Origin of the sequence: Polaromonas sp. YR568 (assembly GCF_900116715.1) — a bacterium.
Lineage (GTDB): Bacteria > Pseudomonadota > Gammaproteobacteria > Burkholderiales > Burkholderiaceae_C > Polaromonas.
The window spans coordinates 32,371-52,364 of sequence record NZ_FPBM01000005.1; the positions used below are offsets into that span (position 1 = coordinate 32,371).

Consider the following 19,994-nt stretch of genomic DNA (forward strand, 5'->3'; position numbering starts at 1 on the left):
CCTCAGAGAAGGACAAAGTCCGCGGTGGACGGAATGGTGAAATCCTGGATCGCGACACGGCGCTCGATCTTGTAGTGCTCCACGCCCGTCAGCTCGCGCAGGATGTAGGAGTTTCGGTAGCAGCTCATGCCCAGGTCCTGGTTGGTCATGCCGTGGGTGTGCTGGCCGGCGTTCTGCACAAAGATCTCGCTGCCGTTGAAGTCGGCGGCGTAGTTGCGCGCCAGGCGGTAGCGCCCGTGCTCATCCCAGCGCAGCCGGTGGCGTATGCCGTCGACGAAGGCCGGGATGTTCTCGCGGTAACCGGTGGCAAAAACCAGCCCTTCGCTGCGGTGCGCATAACGCGCGTCGCAGTCGAGCTGGCGGAACTCAATCTCGTAAGCACCTTTGCCGGCGTCGTAGCGGCAACCCTGCAGTTCGCAGTTGGTGATGAGGTGCGTGCGCAGCGGCCCCTGCTTTCGCCTGTCGTCCAGCAGGTCGTAGATCTGGTTGATCAGGCTGGCGTTGACGCCCTTGTACAGGCTGTCCTGCGCGCGCACGATGCGCTCTTTTTTGCCGTCGTCCAGGTTGAAGAAATAGTCGATGTAGTCCGGGGAGAACATCTCCAGCGTGAGCTTGGTGGTCTCCATCTGGAAGAAGCGCGAGGAGCGGGTGATCCAGGTCAGGCTGTAATCGTGCGCCTCGGCCTCTTTGAGCAGGTCATGGTAGACCTCGGCCGCGCTTTGCCCGCTGCCGACGATGGTGATGGAGCGCTTCTTTTGCAGCTCGGCCTTGCGCGTGATGTAGTCGGCCGTGTGCATGTAGCGATGCCCGTCCGGCGTGCAGCACTGGGGGAACATCGGCTTGGAGCCCACGCCCAGCACCAGCTTGCGGCAGCGCATGATGAAAGGCTCGCGCTGCGGCCCCTGCACGCCGGTCACCACATAACAATTGTTTTCGGCGTCGTGGACGATCTCCTGCACGTCGTACTCGAAGCGTGCCTTGGTCAGCCGCGCCGCCGCCCAGCGGCAGTAGGCGTTGTACTCGGCACGCGTCAGGTAAAAACTTTCGCGGAAGTAATAGGAGTAGATCTTTCCTTCTTCCTTGCAGTAATTGAGGAAGCTGAAATAACTCTTGGGATCCGCCAGGCTGACCAGGTCGGCCAGAAAGGGGTTTTGCAGCGTGGTGTTGTCGATCAGCATCCCGGGATGCCAGTTGAACTCCGCGTTGCGTTCCAGAAAAACCGCGTTGACGTCGGCGATAGGCTCCGCCAGGCAGGCCAGACTCAAATTGAAGGGCCCAAGCCCTATCGCAACGAAGTCATAGATATTCTTTTTCATTGCACTCAACTCCCTGTTGGAATGGCACGCCGGATGGCGTGCGCATGATGGTCAAAAGAATGCCCGCGGCCGGCTGACTTGCCGGGCCGCGCCTCTACCACTGATACGTCACGGTCGCAGTCGCGCTGCGTGCGTCTCCCCAATAGCAGTACTGCGGGCTCAGGCATGACGCCACGTAGCTTTTGTCGAAAAGGTTGTTCACGCTCAGGCGCAGGTTGGCGCCCTTGAGCGACGGGTTCAGCTGCGCCAGGTCGACGCGAAACATCAAATCCACCAGCGTGTAGGGCGGCACCTTCTGGCTGTTGGTGTTGTCGACCCAGCTGGAGCCCACGTAACGCGCGCCCGCGCCCACGGTGTAGCCCGGCGCGAAATTCCAGTCACCCCAGACGGAAGCCATGTGACGCGGCGCCTGGTACGGTGTTTTTCCGGTGAAGCCGTCGGATGACTCCGTGAACTTCATGTCGGTATAGGTGTAGCTCGCCAGCACCGAGACATTGCTGCTCAGCTGCGACCGCGCTTCCAGCTCCAGGCCGCGCGAGCGCACCTTGCCGGTCGGCTCGTAATAGAACACCCCAACCGGGCGCGTGGCGACATTCTTTTGCGACAGCTCGTACACCGCCGCCGACAGCAAGGTGTTCGAACCCTTGGGCTGGTAGCGCACGCCGACTTCGAGTTGCTTCGTCTCGGCGGGCGGCAGGTTACGGCCCTGCTGGTCGTTGCGCAGGCTGGGGTTAAAGCCGTCCGAATAACCCACGTAGGGCGCGACGCCGTTGTCAAACAGATAGACAACACCGGCCCGCTTGGTGAACTTGGAGCCGCTCCACTGCGCCGGGTTGCCGGTGCCATATTGGTTGGAGGCCTTGGCCCAGTCCATGCGGCCGCCCAGGGTGAAGCGCCAGCGGTCCAGCTCCGTCTGGTTTTGCAGGTAGAGGCCGGTTTGCTCCAGCTTGCGGTCTATCGGGTCGCTGGTCACACCGGTCAGGCCCGGGGCGCCGTAGCTGGGGTTGAACACGTTGATGGGCAGTGCAGCGCCCGACTCCCAGCTTCCGCTGACGCGGCGCTTCTGGTAGTCCAGCCCAGCCAGCAGGGTGTGTTTGAGCGCACCCGTCTGGAAGTGGCCTTCGAGCTGGTTGTCAATCGTGTTGCCGCGTGTCGATTCGTTGGCGCCGGAGTAATAGCGGGTCAACTCGTTGGCGCTGGCCCAGCCATAACCATAGATTTGTCGCAGCGTGGTGTTTGCCGCTACGTGGCGAAAGTTCTGCCGGAACTTCCACGTATCGTTAAAGGCATGCTCCAACTGGTAGCCGAGGAAACGCTGCTTGCGTTCGTACTTTTCGACGCTTGGATCCCCATCAAAGAAGTAGCGTGAAATCAGGCGGCCGTTGTGGCTGGCATCCAGGCTGGCATCTGCCGGAACACCGCTGTGGTAGCTGCCCTCGGGGTCATCCTGCAAATAGGCCTGCAGCAGCAGGCGCGTGTCTTTCGAAGGGTTGATCGCCAGGGACGCGGCAATCGCCTGGCGCTCTTCCTTGACGCCGCTGAACTGCGAGTCGAGCGCGCGTGTCAAGGCCGTGAGGCGGAATGCCATGACGCCGTCCTTGTCGATAGGCCCCGTCAGGTCAATCGCCGCCTCCCGGCGGTTGCGATTGCCGGTGGTGAGCTGCACTTCACGGTAAGGCTGGTACTGCGGCGTCATGCTGGTCAATGCCACCAGGCCGCCCGGCGACGCGCGGCCGTACAGCACGGAGGCAGGGCCGCGCACCACGTCGATGCGCTCCAGGAAATAAGGATCCACCTGCATCGAGGTGTAGCTGCCCTGGTCGCTCAACATGCGCAGGCCGTCCAGCAAGGTGCTGTCCACACTGCTGTCTTTGAAGCCGCGCAGGGCCACGTAGTCGTAACGGTTGGACGAGCCCACCAGCCCGGTGAAGACGCCGGGCGCGTAGTTCAGCGCCTCAGGAATGCTGCGCGGCTTCTGGTCTTCCAGTTGCTGCTTGGTCACTACCGAAATGGACTGGGGCGTTTCGATGATGGGCGTGTCGGTCTTGGAACCTGAGGCGCTGCGTTTGGCGATGTAGCCGTTTCCTCCGCTCGCGGCGGTTTCCGCGTCAGCTGTCACGGTTACCAGCGGCAGTGTTGCCGGGCCAGATGTCGTTGAGGCAGGCTTAACGACAAACACATTGCCGTCGATGGTCGCAGCCAGCCCGCTGCCGGCCAGCAGCCGGTCCAGCGCCTGTTGCGGCGTCAACCGGCCGGACACGGCCGGCGCCGTCTTGCCCGCCACCAGGGCGGGCTGCACCATCAGTTCAAGCCGGGCCTGCTGCGCCAGGTCGTTGAGCGCCTGGGCCAGGGGCTGAACGGCGATGCGGATCTGTACCGGGGTGGAGGCACGCGCGCTGCTGGCATTTTGGGAATAAGCCACCGTACTTCCGAGGGCCAAAGCCAGGGCCAGCGGGGGTAGGTGGAAGCGGGAACGAGGCATGCGTGCAATCTCCAGGAGAAGGGTTAAACAGGGGTTTAAATAAGAATCCTTCTCATGTAGACGCATGGGCTCCGGGAAACCCTAGGTCAGGCGCAAAGTTTTTTTGCGCTGTGAATTCAGCCTGATCCGGCGGATTGGCTAATTAAGACTAGTGGCTGACGGAGATGATCTCAGCCTCGCCACCTTGCTCACGCAGCCGCACCGGCAAGACCTGCGGCAGCATGCGCGAGAAGTTGTCGAGCCGCCGCGGGTCAAACGTGCCGGTCACGCGCAGCGCGGCAACGGCCGGCTCGCTAACCTTCAAATGCACAGGGCCATAGCGCTCGAACTCCGCCAGGGCCTGGTCCAGCGGCGTGTTGTCAAAACTGACGCGGCTGTCGCGCCATGGGGCGATGCCGGTGGCGGGAACGGCAGAAACGGCGCCGAGCAGGCCCGCCATGTCACTGGCAATTTGCTGACCGGCGACCAGCTCAACCGCCGAATCGCCTGCGGCGGAGCGTTCGGCACGCGCCACACGCACGCGCCCCTCTTCTACCGCGACATGAACGCCCGTGCGGCCCGGCACGCCGGGCGTATAACGCACCGAAAAGCGGGTGCCGACAACCGTGATGCGCAAAGGGCCGGCCAGCACATCAAAGGGACGGCCCGGGTCACCCTTGACCTGAAACATGGCCTGCCCCTGCGGCAAGCGGACCTCGCGGCGCTCACGGTACAGCGTCACGTCGGCGTTGGTGAGGGTGTCCAGCCTCAGGCGGCTGCCTTCCGGCAACACCACCTCCAGCTGCTGGCCGCGTGCCGTGGCAAAACTCTGCTCGAACACGGGTTGCTGCTGCCAGAGGCTCCAGGCCAGGTAACCCCCGCAAGACACCATCAGCGCCACAGCGGCCAGCGCCCCCTGTGGCGCCCAGGCAGACAGGTCACGCCACCAGGCGCGCGGGCGCGGCGCGGCGCGGGCGGCGGCAGCCTTGTCGTTGGCGAGGTTTTGCCTCAGCGTGCGCAAGCCGTCTGCCGGCAGTTCGTCGAGCCGGCGCCAATCATTCTGGTGGCGTGCGAAGGCCGCGTCATGGGCGTCATCGGCTGTCAGCCAGGCCTGAAATGCAGCTTCGTCCGACGCCTCGAGTGGCCCGCCGGTACGCCGCACGAACCAATCCAGCGCCGCTTCGTCGGGATGTGTGGACGGTGCGGCTGGCGGTTGGGCTGGCGGCTGGGTATTCATGGCTTGGTTATCGACTCTTGGATGTAGACGCACGAGCAAGCCGGAACCCTATGCCGGGAATGTAAGAAGACAAATAAAAATTCATTCGCGGGCAGTTTTTCTTCGTCGGAGTATCGGGGCGGCCGGCGCGGCGGCTCCGCCCGGTGTGTCCTGGCAGCGCCTGCAGGCGTCCATGGCCAGCTTGATGTGCTGCTCGACCATCTTGCGTGAGATGCCCATCTGCTCGGCCACTTCCGAATGCGGCAGGCCGTCAAACTTGTGCAGGATAAAGGCCTCGCGGCAACGCAAAGGCAGGGCGTCGATGGCGGCCAGCAGGGCATTCACCCCCTGCGCGGAGGCCGCGGCCGCGTCCGGCTCGAAGGCTTGCGGCGCGGCGAGGTTGTCGAGCTCGGCGGCGGCTGTCTCGGCGTCCGGGTGCAGCGCCTCGCCACGCACCTCATTGCGGCGGTGCTGGTCGATCTGCAGGTTGCGCGCGGTGCGGTAAAGCAGCGCGCGGGGCTCGGGCACCGCCTGGCCGGAATGCTGCACCGCCAAAACGCGCGCGTAAGTCTCCTGCACGATATCGGCCGCGGCATCGCGGTTGCGCACCGTGCGGGAACAGAAGTTCAGCAGTTCTTGGTAATAGCGCTCAAGCACAGGTCGGTCAATGCCATAGAGGTGACGGATCCCTTCAAGCGGCAGACATTGATGTGGCGGTGGCTGACCAGGCGCGCGCGTCGTAGATGGGAATTATTCTCATTATGGCCGATGTGCGCGGCGGCAACCAAACTCCGGCGCGCTGTTGCTTGTCGTAACGCAATCGTGCAAGTCAAAGGACTTAATCGGCCCGGCCACACGTTTCAATTTCATACGCATGACATCAAAAAGGCATGAAAAAAGCGCCTCAAGGGCGCTGTTTTTCAGGCGTGCGGCCTGGGGCCGCATCGGCAAAACCGGCTCAACCCTGGTGAGGGCGCTTGCCTGGGTTCTTTTTGCTGCGGGTGTGCGAACCACGCTCCAGGCTGATTTTCTGGCCGCGGCCGGTGGTGATGGTGTAGCCCTTGGGCGGCACGGGCTTGGGGGCGCAGATGTCGGCTTCGACTCTGATTTTCTTGGGCATGGAAGACTCCGGTTAAAAATGGCGTAGCCCGTGATTTTAAGCCACTCCGCGTCCGGCGGGGCTTGGGCAGGGAATCAGGCGTACAAGGCGGCAGGCGCCTGCTCCCGGGCAAGGTTTTTCTGGGCCGCGATCAGCGCGCGCGCCACGGGCTCCCAAGTGCTGGCGTAAGCGGGCAGCGCGTCGGGCGCAAAAGCCGTGTGGGGCCAGTCGGAACCCCAGACCATGCGCCGGCCAAACAGCCCTGCCACCTTGCGGATGGCCTCGTCCAGCGTTTCATACGGCGCTGCAGCCCCGAGGCGATACCAGCCCGAGAGCTTGACCCAGGCGCCACGCGCGGCAAGCTGCTCCAGCGCCTGCCAGGCTGGGTGGCCGAGGGCGACGCCCGCGTGCATGCCCGCGAGGTGGTCCAGCACCGCGGGCACCGGGTTGGCCGCGTGCAGCGCCGCAATGGTGGGCAAGTCGTCCGGGGAGGCGTACCACTGCACATGCCAGCCCAGCGCATGCAGGCGCGGCGCCAACGCCTGAAAGCTGTCCGCCACGCTCGGGCCGTCTCCGTCTCCCGCCTTCAGGCTGTCCCCAACGGGTGACACCAGGTTAAAGCGCACACCCCGCACACCCAGGGCATGCATGGCGAAGAGGGCCGCATCATCCACCGAGGGTGGCAGCACCACCACACCACGGTGCCGCCCCTGGCCGGCGCGCAGCGCATCGAGCAGCACGGTGTTGTCGGTGCCGTAGACGCTGGGCTGAACCAGCACCAGGCGGCCAATGCCGTTGGCCTGGGCCAGCTGTTCGATGTCGGCCAGCGGCCGGTGCGCGGGCTGGTAATGCCCGGCCGCCACCGCGGCCGCGGCATCAAACACATGGACATGGCTGTCCCAGCGTGCTGCCGCGCTTTCCATCGCTACACCCTCCACGGCTTCCTGGCTCGTCATCCCGCAGTGATCTTGCGGTCCTTCACGATGCGGCCCCATTTGAGCTGCTGCGCCTTGAGGAAGGCCTGCGTCAGCCCTTCGGGGCCATCAGGAAACACCTCGCCGCTCAGGCTGCGGATGCGGCCCAGCACTTCGGGGTCGGCCATGGTTTTGCGGATGGCGGCGATCAATGCGGCCTTGGTTTTGGGGTCGATGCCCGCGGGTGCCAGCACCGGATTCCACTCCAGTACCTCATAAGCCGGCACGCCGGCTTCTTCCATGGTCGGCATGTCGGGCAGCGAGCGGGTGCGGCGGCGGCTGGTCACGGCCAGCGGGCGCAGGCGGCCCGACTGGATCTGCCCCAGCGACGAGGCCACATTGGCGAAAAACAGCGGCACCTGGCCGGCCATCACATCGTTCATTGCGGGGCCGCCGCCACGGTAGGGCACATGCACCAGCTTGACGCCGGCGAGGTCTTCAAACAGCGCGCCGGCCAGGTGCTGGGCCGAACCGTTGCCCGACGAGGCATAAGCAATCTGCCCCGGTTTGGCCTTGGCCATGCGGATCAGGTCTTTCACGCTTTTGGCTTCAAAGCCGGGCGTGCACACCAGCACATTGGGAAATTGCGCCAGCACGCCCAGCGGCGCGAAGGCTGTGTCGGTGTCATAAGGCAGCTTGGGGTAAAGCGATGGGTTCACCGCAAAGGAAGACGCATCGACCAGCAACTGCGTGCCGTCCGGCACGGCACGGGCCACCAGCTGGGCGGCGATCTGGCCGCCCGCGCCGGGCTTGTTGTCCACCACCACGCTCTGGCCCAGAAACTCCGCCATGCGCGGCGCGATCAGGCGCGCCATCAGGTCGGCGCCACCGCCCGCGGCGTAAGACACCACCAGCGTGATCGTCTTGCCACCGGCGACCTGGCCTGCGGCGTGGGCGAAAGTCCAGGGCGCGGCGACGGCTGCGCCGGTAGCCTGCAGCATCAGGCGCCGTGAGCGGCTTGCGGGCGCATTGCCCGCGGACAGGGTGTTCTTGTTGTGGTTCAGTTTCATGGTTCCTCCGGTTTCAGTGATTGGTGTGCGCCCTGTTTGCGTTCTGTTTAGGTTGCAGGCGCGATGGATTCAGGTGATCGTGACGGTGTAGTGAAAGGCATGCGCGTCGCCGCGCGTGTAGCGCACCTCCACGCAATGGCCGGCCAGGTCGTAGGCGTTGCGGGTGACCAGCGCGCAGGGGTGGCCGGCCGACAGCGCCAGAAATTTCGCCTGCGCCGCCGTCAGCGCGCCAAACGCGATTTCATCGACCGCGCGGTGCACATGTACCTTGCAGCGCTCGGCAAACATGGGGTAGAGCAGGTCGTCCCAGGCGGCGGTGTCGCCCTCGGCCAGGCCGGCAAACAGCGCCATCGGCAACCAGATTTCTTCATACACACAGGGTTGCCCTGACAGCGAACGCACGCGCTGCAGGCGCAGCGCCGTGTCACCGCGGGCCAGGCCCAGGCGGCGCGCCACTTCAGCGGGCGCCACCAGCACTTGGCGCGACACGATGCGCGATGCGGGCACTTCGCCCGTGCCTTCGCCGAAGCGGAAAAAACGCATCATGGTCCCGCCCGTCATGCCCGCGCGCACAAAGGTGCCGCGGCCGTGAAGGCGCTCTATCAAGCCCTGGTCGGCAAGCAGCTCCAGCGCACGCCGCAAGGTGCCCAGCGCCACGCCATGTTCGGCGGCCAACGTTTGCTCAGCCGGCAAGGCCGAGCCGGGCGGCCATTCACCCGCGATCACCCGCGCACGCAAGGCAGCCGCCAGCGCCGCATAGCGGCTGAGACCCGGTTCGACCGGAACAACGCTCAGGGAAGGTGACGCCATATTCATCTAGTCCTATAGATGACTAGATCATGTCACGGGACATTAACGGCAGCACTAAGGGTTTCTACCAACTCACTTGCAGGCCGCGCTTGAACCGGCCACAAAGCAAAACGGCGCCCATGAAGGCGCCGTTCTGATCGGGAGGTAAAGCGAATTACTCGATGGTCGCGCCGGAAGCCTGCACGATGCCCTTCCACTTCTGGTAGTCGGTTTTCAGCAGGGTGGAGAACTGCTCGGGCGTCATGTTTTGCACTTCAGCGCCTTGTGCGTGAATCGCTGCTTTCATGTCATTGGTGGCCAGCAGCTTGTTGACCTCCGCATTGACCGTGGCCACGATGTCCTTGGGCGTAGCGGCCGGCATGAACAGGCCATACCAGGTGCTGACATCAAAGTCCTTGTAGCCCAGCTCCGCCACCGTGGGAATGTCCGGCAGCGAGGTGCTGCGGCGTGCCGAGGTCACGGCCAGCGGGCGCAGCTTGCCCGACTTGATCTGGCTGATGGCCGAAGGCAGGGACGACACCATGAGGTCCACATTGCCGGCCAGCACATCCATCATCGCGGGGTTGGAACCCTTGTAGGGCACGTGGCGCAGCTTGATGTTGGCGGCGGTGTTGAAGATTTCGCCGGCCAGGTGAATGGTGGTGCCATTGCCGGGCGAGCCGTAGGTGATGGAATCGGGCGCGGCCTTGGCTGCGGCCACGACGTCGGCCAGGGTCTTGAAGCGCGACTGCACACCGGTGACGATCACGACCGGGGTGTAGGCCACATGGGCCACAGCCACCAGGTCCTTGGTCGGGTCATAGCTCAGGTTTTTATAGAGCCAGGGCGCAACAACGAGGTTGTCTTTCTGGCCCATCACCATGTCGTAACCGGTGGGCGCTGCGCGTGCGGCCTCGGCAATACCAATAGTGCCGCCGGCGCCACCGCGGTTGTCGGGCACCACCGTCCATTTGGCGGACTCCGTCAGCTTGGTGGCCACCAGGCGCGACAGGATGTCGGTGCCGCCGCCGGGCGGGAACGGAACAATCAGGCGGATCGGCTTAGCCGGGTAAGTCTGGGCCTGCGCGGCGCAGAGCATGAGCGCGAGGGCGATGAAAGACAAAAACTTGCGAAGCATGGGAAAGGTCTCCTTATGGGGCTTGCAAGCATAAGGCGAATGAAAAAGACGCGCCCGCATGCAGCCTGTTTGACCCCTGATTTTATTCGCCGGCCTGTCTATACAACATGGGCTCAAGAAACGGCCAGACCTTGATCCACGGGGGCCGACGTCTCGTTTGGCGATGGGGCCCGCTAAAGCATCTCCAGGGGTGTGGCGCGAGACGGCGGCTTGAACAGCGCGTCCAGTTCGGCCAACTGCTCATCGCTGAGTTGAACCTGCGCCGCCGCAACGTTCTCCCGCAGGCGGTCCGGATGGCTGGCTTTCGGAATGGCGATGACGCCGTCCTGCGCCAGCAGCCAGGCCAGCGCCGCCTGTGCGGGCGGCACGTCGTGGCGCCTGGCAAAGTGCGCAAGGCCGTTGTGGTGCAGCAGGCGCGCCTGCTCGATCGGTGAATAGGCCATCACCGGCACACTGCGTTCGCGCAACCAGGGCAGCAAGTCCCACTCGATGCCGCGGCGCGTCAGGTTGTAAAGCAGTTGATTGGTTTGCACGCCCTGCCCGCCCGGCACTTTCCACAACTCCTGCATATCGGCGAGGTCCAGGTTGCTCACGCCGTAATGCCGGATCTTCCCGGCCTTTTGCAGCGCCATCAGTGCCTGCATGGTTTCGGCCAGCGGCACAGAGCCGCGCCAGTGCAAGAGGTAAAGGTCAATGCGGTCGGTGCGCAACCGCCGCAGACTGCGCTCACACGCCGCCACCGTACCCGCCTTCGAGGCATTGTGCGGATAGACCTTGGTCACGATAAAGGCCTCATTGCGCCGCCCTTGCAAGGCTTCACCGACCAGTTCTTCGGACAGGCCTTCGCCATACATCTCGGCGGTGTCGACAAGCGTGCAACCGAGGTCCAGCCCCAGCCGCAAAGTCGCAAGTTCATCCGCGCGGCGCGAAGGCGCATCGCCCATGTTCCAGGTGCCCATACCCAGGGCGGGGACGGCTTCGCCGCAGGGCAGCAATACGGTTTTCATAAAGTCATCTTAGCGCCGGCCCAGCCCGGGGTGGAGCATCCCACTGATGCGCTTATGGAATCAATGGAGGCCGAAGAATTCATGGTTCCGCCGGCCCCGCGACGTAGCATGGCGGGGCTTTCATTGCGCCATGGCGCTCACCTGATGGAGACAGACATGAAGATCATTCGCAGCAAGGATTTCACCGCCGAACGCGCCTGGGGCGCGATGACGGTGGCCAATATGCAGGGCATCACCACACGGCTGCACTGGACCGACAAGCCCTACAAGTGGCACATCAATGAAGGCGAAGAAGTATTTGCCGTGCTCGACGGCCGTGTCGAGATGCGCTACCGCGACAACTGCGGCCAATGCTCGGTGATGCTGGAAACCGGCGACATCTTTTTTGCCAGCGCGGGCACCGAGCATGTCGCCTCGCCGGTGGGTGAGGCCCGGGTGCTGGTGGTGGAGGTGGAAGGCAGCGACTGAAGCGCAGCCGCTGATAAGCCCTAAGAAGCCGCCGACGGCAGCGGCAGGTTGACCAGCAGGTTCTGCGGCTTTAACCGGACAACACCCTCGGCGTTCATCATCAGCCCCAGGTAAACCGGCTTGCCCGCCACATCGACCCGCATCTCGCGCGGATCGGCAAAGTCCAGGCGGAACAGGCTCACCAGGCGTTGCAATCGGGCAGGCTCGACCTCACGGCCTTCGTACAAGTCATTGAGCAGCGCCGTCGCCTCCACATCCAGCCCTACATGCCAGCGCCAGGCCTCGTCGTCTACTTTTTGCACGGGTCGGATGGTCACTGTCACGCCCAGAAAGTGCTTCACCCATTTTTGCAAGACACCGGCCAGCGCCTTGAGGCCTGAGCGGGCACGCACCATGGTCAAAACCAGGCCGTGGCTCAGGTCATTGCTCACTTCGTGGGTAAGGTCCAGCAAGAAGCGGTGACGGCCGGCTTGCCGCCAGTAATCCGCAGCGTTGTCGTCGTTCAGCACCTGCAACTGGGTGACGGCCATGGGCGCGCCGGCCTCGGCCAGAAAGCGCCCGATGTCGCCCACACCGCCAGTCTCCTGGAACATGTCGATCACCGCCAGGTCGCCGCTGAGCACCTGGCCGTCTTGCGTGCTGATGCGCTGCGGGCGAAAAAGCATGTCGGCCGCGCGCATTTCATAAGCATCCACCGAACCGTCCAGCATGTTGTGCACGATGGCCTCGGCGATCAGATCGATAAAGAGCGGCGGGATATTGATGCTGCCGCTGCCGTCGCGCGGAAAAAGCCTCAAGTAATAAGCCTCCAGCGTGCCGGCGGCCAGCAAGCCGTCGCGAAAGCGAAGGAAGAGCGTGTAGTTGTCGCGCGCATCCGCGTCTTTGAAGGCCTGCAACTCGGCCGCAGCCACTGACCGGGATGGCGCGGCCGCCAGGGCGGCGTGCAGGGCCCGTTCGGCTTCGCATGATTCAGGCACCAGCGCGAGCTCAGGGCGCGCCAGAAAGAAACGCAGGTAATCGTCTGAAGGTTCAAGCCAGCCGCGCTCATTGCGCGTGAGCTGTTGGCTGCCACTGGAAGCGCCGGAAGGCCTTGAATTTTGCATGGGCGCCATCGTCTCATACTGCACAGCCTCTGCCGCAACAAAATCCATTACATCCTGTTTCATCACCCACCCGTGTCCGTGCAATCTTTACCCTCTGTTAGCAATCCATCCATCTTCAGGCACGTTGGGAAAGTTAAGGTCACATTAAAAGAGGAACAGAGAAAGACACGGAGAATCGACAGGAAGAGAGCGTTCACCATGACAGCAACCGACACGGGCTCATCCCCTTCATCCCCTATTTCTATTGCACAGCGGCCATTCCGGCTCAGCCACCTATATTGGTACCTCACCGTACTGGCTGCCGCATTCCTGCTGGCACTACTGCAGCCGGTCGTCTGGGCCCAGGAGCCCGCACAGCCCGGCGTGACGATAGACCCGCCCGGCCGCGTCGCGCGGCTGAACCTGGCCGAGGGCACAGTGAGTTTTGCGCCGGCAGACAACGGCAACCCGGCCGACGCGTCGGACTGGAGCCCCGCCGTGCTGAACCGGCCGCTTACCAGCGGCGACAGACTCTGGACAGGCCCCCAATCGCGCTCCGAGCTTTATGTCGGCTCCACCGCCGTGCGCATGAATGCACAAACCAGCCTGGATTTTTTGGTGCTGGACGACAACGTCACCCAGCTGCGCCTGGCCCAGGGCACGCTCAAACTGCGTGTGCGCAACCTGTTTGACGGGCAACGGCTGGAAGTCGACACACCCAACCTGGCCTTTGTGGTGTCCCAGCCGGGCGACTACCGCCTGGACGTTGACCCTGCCGGCAACACCACACGCGTGGTCGCCCAGTCGGGCAGTGGCCTCATTTATGGCGACGACGCCAGGTCGATCACCCTGGGGAGCCGGCAGCAGGCCAATTTCACCGGTACGCGGCTCGCTCCGGCAGGCCCCGGCGCGGCGCAGCAAGACAGCTTTGACGTCTGGGCCGCCGACCGCGACCGCCTGGAAGACCAGTCGGTGTCGGCGCGCTACATACCGCGTGAGACCGTGGGCTACCAGCAGCTGGACACCTACGGCACCTGGAGCCAGGACCCGGCCTACGGCGCCGTCTGGATACCGCGCGAGGTGCCGGTGCAATGGGCGCCGTACCGCGACGGCCACTGGGCCTGGGTGTCACCGTGGGGATGGACCTGGGTGGACGACGCGCCCTGGGGGTTCGCGCCGTTTCATTACGGCCGCTGGGCGCAGATCGGCCCGCGTTGGGCCTGGGTGCCGGGCCGGCTGGCGCCTCGCCCGGTCTATGCGCCCGCACTGGTCGCATTTGTGGGCGGCAGCAGCGGCGGCGTGAACTGGAATATTTCGATCGGCGGCGCCGCGCGGCCCGGCGTGGGCTGGTTCCCGCTGGCGCCCGGTGAAGCCTTCAGGCCCGCTTACCGCGTGAGCCCGCGCTACATCACGCAGGTGAACCACAACATCGTGGTGAACAACACCGTCAATGTGACAAACGTCTACCGTTACCAGCGCCAGCCCGGCGCTGTGACAGCCATCAGCCGCGATGACTTCATGCGCGGCCGGCCGGTGCGCGGCCAGCAGCATGTGCTGAGCCATGCCGACCTGGACCGCGCGCAGGTCGTGGCGGACCGCGGCGCCCTGCCGGTGCGCCCCAACCCGACTGTGCTTCGCGAACAGCAACGCCCCGCCGCCGGTTTGCCTCCGCCCGCTGCGGTGGCGCGACCCGTGGTCGCCAGCCGCGAGGGCTGGCGTGACAACAACAATAGGGACGAACGGCGAGCCGACACACGCCCCGGGCCCGCCGCCGGCAGAGATCACGATGCCCGGCCCCAGTTCAGCGCACCAGCCGCACCGGATCGCCCCGAAGCCAGCCAGCGCGCGCAACGCGAGCTGCAACACGAGCAAAGGGAGCAGCGCGAACAGCTGCAGGCACCCCAGCTTGAACAGCAACGCCGCCAGGGTGAAGAACCCATAGGCCAGCGCGCCCTGCGCGAACAGGCCCAGCGCGATGCAAGCGCCCGCAACGAAGCACAGGAACGCGCCCAGGCGGCAAACGCCGAGGCCCGCGCCAACGCCGACCGCCGCGCCGCCGAACAGGCCCAGCGCAGCCAGCAACAAGCCCAGCGCGAGCAAGAGCGCCAGCAGCGGGCGCAACGCGAGCAGTTGCAGGCCCCGCAACTGGAACAACAGCGCCGCTCCGGCGAGGAATCCATAGGCCAGCGCGCCCTGCGCGAGCAAGCCCAGCGCGATGCGACCCCTGGCAGGGACACAAATCCCCGCGGCCCGCGAAGCGAGGGCAGTTTCGGCCGCAACCGCGAGCAATAAGCATCAATGCAGGCGCCCTGCCGCGCCCGCGAAGCGAGGGCGCAATCGGCGTTGACAAGAAGCGCGGAGAGGGCGTTCGCAAAAGCCCGCCTGGCTAGGCGCGCCGCCGCAGACAGTGCACCAGCACGGCAAGGCGGCGCAACAACGCCAGGCGGGCTTTTGCGAGCGCCCTCTCAGGGTTGCCGATCACGCAAAACTACCTAAGGGTCTGCCCGGTATCGCCCTCCCAAGCGGATAGCTAGGATGACCACCTTGTGTTCACGGGCCTATGCCTGCTGCTGCATACGCCGCCGGGCCGCCTGGGGCGCCCCCGTGATGTCAACCCCTACCCGCCGGAGAGCAATTTGTCAGTGGAGTTCATTCTCGAAACACGAGGGCTGACCAAGGAATTCAAGGGTTTCGTGGCGGTCAACAATGTCGACCTCAAGGTCCAGCGCGGGCATATCCACGCACTGATCGGCCCCAACGGCGCCGGCAAGACCACCTTCTTCAATCTGCTGACCAAGTTCCTCACGCCGACGCGCGGCAGCATTGTTTACAACGGCAACGACATCACCGCCGAGAAGCCCGCGCAAACCGCACGCCGCGGCATCGTGCGTTCATTCCAGATTTCGGCCGTCTTCCCGCACATGACGGTGCTGGAAAACGTGCGCGCCGCACTGCAGCGCAACCTGGGCACCTCCTTCCATTTCTGGAAACCTGAAGACAGCCTGTTTCACCTGCATGCCCGCGCCCGCGAACTGCTGGCTGAAGTCGACCTGAGCGGCTTTGCCGATGAGTTGACGGTGAACCTGCCCTACGGCCGCAAGCGCGCCCTGGAGCTCGCCACCACCCTGGCGCTGGAGCCCGAGCTGATGCTGCTGGACGAACCCACACAGGGCATGGGCCACGAAGACGTGGACCGCGTGACGCAGCTGATCAAAAAAGTCTCGGCCGGCCGCACCATCCTGATGGTTGAACACAACATGAATGTGGTGTCGTCGATCGCCGACCGCATCACCGTGCTGCAGCGCGGCGCCATCATTGCCGACGGCCCCTACGGCGAGGTCTCGAAGAATCCGCTGGTCATCGAAGCCTATATGGGCACGGCGAACACCGAATTGCAAGGGGCTCACTGATGACGAAAGAGCTCCTCAAACTCGAAGACCTCAATGCCTGGTACGGCGAGTCGCACATCCTGCATGGCGTGAACCTGACCGTGAACGAAGGCGAAGTCGTGACCCTGCTGGGCCGCAACGGCGCCGGCCGCACCACCACCATGCGCGCCATCGTCGGCATGACGGGCATGCGCAAAGGCTCCATCAAGATCAACGGCGAGGAAGCCATCAAGCTCGCACCGCACAAGGTGGCGCGGCTTGGCATCGGCTACTGCCCCGAAGAGCGCGGCATTTTTGCCAGCCTTACAGCCGAAGAAAACCTGATGCTGCCGCCCACCATCGCCCCCGGCGGCATGAGCCTGGACGAGATCTACGCGATGTTCCCCAACCTGAAGGAGCGCGCCAGCAGCCCCGGCACGCGCCTGTCGGGCGGCGAGCAGCAGATGCTGGCGGTCGCGCGCATCCTGCGCACCGGCGCGCGCCTCTTGCTGCTCGATGAAATCTCCGAAGGCCTGGCCCCCGTCATCGTGCAAAAGCTCGCCGAGATGATCCTCACGCTCAAGGCCAAGGGTTACACCATCGTGCTGGTCGAGCAGAACTTCCGCTTTGCCGCGCCGCTGGCCGACCGCTTCTACGTCATGGAGCATGGCCGCATCGTCAAGCAGTTTGCGCAAAACGAACTCGCCGGCAACATGGGCATGCTGCAGGAGTACCTCGGCGTCTGACGCCGGGCACACCGAACCTCTTTTCAGATATCTGATTTTCCGACCCCAGTTCACCCCTTCCATCACAGGAGACATCATGAAACTCAAAGCACTTGTTGCCGCACTCGCCCTGGGCCTCACCGGCGCCGCCTTCGCACAGAACACCGGCCCGATCAAGATCGGCATCATCACCGACATGTCCAGCCTTTACGCGGACATCGACGGCCCGGCCGGCGCGGAAATGCTGAAGTGGGCCGTGCAGGATTTCGGCGGCAAGGTCCTGAACCGTCCGATCGAAGTGCTGAGCGCCGACCACCAGAACAAGGCCGACGTCGCATCGTCCAAGGCCCGTGAGTGGATCGACAAGGACGGGCTGCAGATGCTGATAGGCGGCACCAACTCCGGCACGGCACTGGCCATGTCCAAGGTCACCACCGAAAAGAAAAAACCCTTCATCGCCATCGGCGCCGGCTCCGCCCGCCTGACCAATGAAGACTGCTCGCCCTACACCGTGCACTATGCCTACGACACGGTCTCGCTGGCCAAGGTGGCCGGCTCCGCACTGGTCAAGGCCGGCAACAAGAGCTGGTACTTCCTGACCGCCGACTATGCCTTCGGCTACTCGCTGGAAGGCGATGCTTCCAATGTGGTCAAGGCCAATGGCGGCACCGTCGCCGGCGCCGTGCGTCACCCGCTGAACGCGTCCGACTTTTCGTCCTTCCTGCTGCAGGCGCAGTCTTCCAAGGCGCAGATCCTGGCGCTGGCCAATGCCGGTGGTGACTTCACCAACGCCATGAAAGCCGCCAAGGAATTCGGCATCGGCAAGACCATGAAGGTCGCCGGCCTGCTGGTGTTCATCAACGACGTGCACTCACTGGGTCTGGCCAACACCGAAGGCCTGCAACTAGCCGACAGCTGGTACTGGAACCAGGACGACGCATCGCGCAAATTCGCCAAGCGTTTCTTTGACAAATACAAACGCATGCCGTCCAGCCTGCACGCCGCCGACTACTCGGCCACGATGAACTACCTGAAGGCCGTGCAAGCCGCCGGCACCACCGACTCCGACAAGGTCATGAGCACGCTCAAGGGCATGAAGATCGACGACTTCTATAACAAGGGCCAGATCCGCGCCGACGGCCGCATGATCCACGACATGTACCTGTACGAAGTCAAGAGTTCCAAGGATTCCGGCACGCCATGGGACTACTACAAGACCATCGCCAAGGTGCCCGGCGACCAGGCCTTCACCACGGTGGCCGAGTCCAAATGCTCTGCTCTCAAGAAGTAACCCGGCAACAGCAACTGCGCAAGCGTTGAACTGACGACAAAAAAAGACGGAGAAGAACGAGGGTTCGATCCAGCCGGTTATTCACGCAGACATGCAGGAATAACCGGCTGCTTTCTTGAAAACCCTTGCGCTCCCGCCACAACCAACGATATCGGTGTCCTGACAGGTTCCCATGGAAATTTTCGGTATTCCCCTGCAAGCGTTTATGGGCCAGCTGATGCTGGGCCTGGTTAATGGCGCGTTCTACGCCATGCTGAGCCTGGGGCTGGCGGTGATTTTCGGCCTGCTGGGCATCGTCAACTTCGCGCACGGCGCGCTCTACATGCTGGGCGCCTTCGCCGCCTGGATCATGCTGGACCAGTTCGGCATGAACTACTGGTTCGCGCTGGTGCTGGCGCCGCTGACGGTCGGCATTCTCGGCGTCATCATTGAGCGGCTTTTCCTCAAACACCTGTACAAGCTGGACCCGCTCTACGGCCTGCTGCTGACCTTCGGCCTGGCGCTGGTGCTGGAAGGCGTGTTCCGCGAAATTTACGGCGTCTCGGGCCAGAACTACAACGTGCCCGACCTGCTGGCCGGCGCCATGGACCTCGGCTTCATGCGCCTGCCGATCTACCGCGCCTGGGTGGTCGTGGTGTCGCTGGTGGTGTGCCTGGGCACCTGGTTCCTGATCGAGCGCACCCGCCTGGGCGCCTACCTGCGCGCCGGTACTGAAAACGCACCGCTGGTGCAGGCCTTTGGCGTCAACGTGCCCATGATGGTCATGCTGACCTACGGCGCCGGCGCCGCGCTGGCCGGCCTGGCCGGTGTGCTGGCCGCTCCCATCATCCAGGTCAATCCGCTGATGGGCTCCAACCTGATCATCGTGGTGTTCGCCGTGGTCGTGATCGGCGGCATGGGCTCCATCCTCGGCTCGGTCATCACCGGCCTGGGCCTGGGCATCGTCGAAGGACTGACCCGTGTGTTTTACCCTGAAGCTTCCAACATCGTGGTGTTCGTCATCATGGTCATCGTGCTGATGTTCCGGCCCGCCGGCCTCTTCGGAAAGGAAGCGTAATCATGAGCGCCCTCTCCACCAAAGCCGCCAACATGCTGCGCATCACCTACCTTGTACTGCTGGCATTCGCGCTGGCCGCGCCCTTCCTCGGGCTCTATCCGGTGTTTGTGATGAAGCTGCTGTGCTTCGCCCTCTTTGCCTGCGCCTTCAACCTGCTGCTGGGGTTTACCGGCCTGCTGTCTTTCGGCCACGCGGCCTTCTTCGGCTCGGCGGCTTATGTCACCGGCTGGCTCATCAAGTCGCAGAACTGGACGCCTGAGCTCGGCCTGCTGGCCGGCGCGGTGGCGGCCGGGCTGATCGGCCTGCTGGTCGGCCTGGTGGCCATTCGCCGCCAGGGCATTTACTTCGCCATGATCACGCTGGCGATTGCACAGATGGTCTACTTCGTCTGCCTGCAGGCGAGTTTTACCGGTGGCGAAGACGGCCTGCAGGGCGTGCCGCGCGGCAAGCTCTTCGGCCTGCTGCCGCTCGAATCCGACATCTCGCTGTACTACGTGGTGGTGGCGGTGTTTGTGGCCTGCTTCCTGTTCATCTCGCGCATCGTGCATTCACCCTTCGGCCAGGTGCTCAAGATGATCCGCGAGAACGAGCCCCGCGCCATCTCGCTGGGCTACAACGTTGACCGCTACAAGCTGCTGGCCTTTGTGCTGTCGGCTGCGCTGGCCGGCCTGGCTGGGTCGATGAAAACGCTGGTGATGGGTTTTGCCACGCTGTCCGATGTGCACTGGTCCATGTCCGGCGAGGTCATCCTGATGACCCTGCTGGGCGGCGTCGGCACCTTCTTTGGCCCGGTGATGGGCTCGGGCATCGTCATTGCGCTGCAAAACCTGCTGGCGGACAAGGTCGGCTCCTGGGTCACCGTGATCATCGGCGCGATCTTTGTGCTGTGCGTGCTGGCCTTCCGCAAGGGCGTGATTGGCGAGCTGCAGGCCTTCCTGGAGCGCCGCCGCAATGCCGCCAAAGTGGCATCGCAACAAGCCTGAACGGCATACT

General features: G+C 64.1%; 18 protein-coding genes. 7 read left to right on the forward strand and 11 right to left on the reverse strand.

The window, feature by feature from the left end; translation table 11 throughout:
- Positions 1–2: 2 nt before the first annotated feature.
- The 10 genes from BM408_RS12070 to BM408_RS12110 form a co-directional block, all read right to left on the reverse strand.
- Positions 3–1,316 carry a lysine N(6)-hydroxylase/L-ornithine N(5)-oxygenase family protein gene (locus tag BM408_RS12070; RefSeq protein WP_092130124.1) on the reverse strand — a complete coding sequence of 438 codons (1,314 nt, stop codon included), beginning with the start codon at positions 1,314–1,316 and terminating at the stop codon, positions 3–5.
- 94 nt (positions 1,317–1,410) lie between these two features.
- Positions 1,411–3,798, reverse strand: coding sequence for a TonB-dependent siderophore receptor (locus tag BM408_RS12075; protein ID WP_092130125.1), 2,388 nt, complete (start codon positions 3,796–3,798; stop codon positions 1,411–1,413).
- Between the two features lie 148 nt (positions 3,799–3,946).
- Positions 3,947–5,014 carry a FecR family protein gene (locus tag BM408_RS12080; RefSeq protein ID WP_092130126.1) on the reverse strand — a complete coding sequence of 356 codons (1,068 nt, stop codon included), beginning with the start codon at positions 5,012–5,014 and terminating at the stop codon, positions 3,947–3,949.
- Positions 5,015–5,095: 81 nt separating this feature from the next.
- Positions 5,096–5,650, reverse strand: a complete 555-nt coding sequence (locus tag BM408_RS12085) for a sigma-70 family RNA polymerase sigma factor (protein ID WP_092130127.1) — start codon at positions 5,648–5,650, stop codon at positions 5,096–5,098.
- Between the two features lie 301 nt (positions 5,651–5,951).
- Entirely contained in the window at positions 5,952–6,113 is a 162-nt protein-coding gene (locus BM408_RS22910; RefSeq protein ID WP_007863796.1) for a hypothetical protein, read from the reverse strand.
- A 74-nt stretch (positions 6,114–6,187) separates the two neighbouring features.
- The gene (locus BM408_RS12090; protein ID WP_254774792.1) at positions 6,188–7,048 is read right to left on the reverse strand and encodes an amidohydrolase family protein; all 861 of its coding nucleotides are present in this window, start codon (positions 7,046–7,048) and stop codon (positions 6,188–6,190) included.
- Positions 7,045–8,076 carry a tripartite tricarboxylate transporter substrate binding protein gene (locus tag BM408_RS12095; RefSeq protein WP_092130128.1) on the reverse strand — a complete coding sequence of 344 codons (1,032 nt, stop codon included), beginning with the start codon at positions 8,074–8,076 and terminating at the stop codon, positions 7,045–7,047. The genes BM408_RS12090 and BM408_RS12095 overlap by 4 nt, the downstream gene beginning before the upstream one ends.
- Before the next feature lie 69 nt (positions 8,077–8,145).
- Positions 8,146–8,886, reverse strand: a complete 741-nt coding sequence (locus BM408_RS12100) for a GntR family transcriptional regulator (RefSeq protein ID WP_092130389.1) — start codon at positions 8,884–8,886, stop codon at positions 8,146–8,148.
- Positions 8,887–9,040: 154 nt separating this feature from the next.
- The gene (locus BM408_RS12105) at positions 9,041–10,003 is read right to left on the reverse strand and encodes a Bug family tripartite tricarboxylate transporter substrate binding protein (protein WP_092130129.1); all 963 of its coding nucleotides are present in this window, start codon (positions 10,001–10,003) and stop codon (positions 9,041–9,043) included.
- A 173-nt stretch (positions 10,004–10,176) separates the two neighbouring features.
- Positions 10,177–11,010: an aldo/keto reductase gene (locus BM408_RS12110; RefSeq protein WP_092130130.1), complete on the reverse strand. Its 834-nt coding sequence runs from the start codon at positions 11,008–11,010 to the stop codon at positions 10,177–10,179.
- A gap of 156 nt (positions 11,011–11,166) precedes the next feature.
- Between BM408_RS12110 and BM408_RS12115 the strand changes: the two genes are divergently transcribed.
- Complete coding sequence (locus BM408_RS12115; protein ID WP_092130131.1) at positions 11,167–11,478, forward strand: cupin domain-containing protein; 312 nt, start codon at positions 11,167–11,169, stop codon at positions 11,476–11,478.
- 20 nt (positions 11,479–11,498) lie between these two features.
- Here the strand turns inward: BM408_RS12115 and BM408_RS12120 are convergent, their stop codons facing one another.
- Positions 11,499–12,644, reverse strand: a complete 1,146-nt coding sequence (locus BM408_RS12120; protein ID WP_371327011.1) for a DUF6352 family protein — start codon at positions 12,642–12,644, stop codon at positions 11,499–11,501.
- Positions 12,645–12,779: 135 nt separating this feature from the next.
- Here BM408_RS12120 and BM408_RS12125 point away from each other — a divergent pair, with 135 nt between their 5' ends.
- The 6 genes from BM408_RS12125 (at position 12,780) to BM408_RS12150 (ending at position 19,984) form a co-directional block, all read left to right on the forward strand.
- The gene (locus BM408_RS12125) at positions 12,780–14,852 is read left to right on the forward strand and encodes a DUF6600 domain-containing protein (RefSeq protein ID WP_175541768.1); all 2,073 of its coding nucleotides are present in this window, start codon (positions 12,780–12,782) and stop codon (positions 14,850–14,852) included.
- A 344-nt stretch (positions 14,853–15,196) separates the two neighbouring features.
- Positions 15,197–15,970: an ABC transporter ATP-binding protein gene (locus tag BM408_RS12130; protein ID WP_092130391.1), complete on the forward strand. Its 774-nt coding sequence runs from the start codon at positions 15,197–15,199 to the stop codon at positions 15,968–15,970.
- Positions 15,970–16,674, forward strand: a complete 705-nt coding sequence (locus BM408_RS12135) for an ABC transporter ATP-binding protein (RefSeq protein ID WP_092130132.1) — start codon at positions 15,970–15,972, stop codon at positions 16,672–16,674. The genes BM408_RS12130 and BM408_RS12135 overlap by 1 nt, the downstream gene beginning before the upstream one ends.
- A gap of 76 nt (positions 16,675–16,750) precedes the next feature.
- Positions 16,751–17,944, forward strand: coding sequence for an ABC transporter substrate-binding protein (locus BM408_RS12140; RefSeq protein WP_092130133.1), 1,194 nt, complete (start codon positions 16,751–16,753; stop codon positions 17,942–17,944).
- A 172-nt stretch (positions 17,945–18,116) separates the two neighbouring features.
- Positions 18,117–19,001 (forward strand): branched-chain amino acid ABC transporter permease, encoded by an 885-nt coding sequence (locus tag BM408_RS12145; RefSeq protein WP_092130134.1) that lies wholly within the window; start codon positions 18,117–18,119, stop codon positions 18,999–19,001.
- A 2-nt stretch (positions 19,002–19,003) separates the two neighbouring features.
- Positions 19,004–19,984, forward strand: coding sequence for a branched-chain amino acid ABC transporter permease (locus BM408_RS12150; protein ID WP_175541769.1), 981 nt, complete (start codon positions 19,004–19,006; stop codon positions 19,982–19,984).
- The last annotated feature ends 10 nt before the right edge of the window (positions 19,985–19,994 follow it).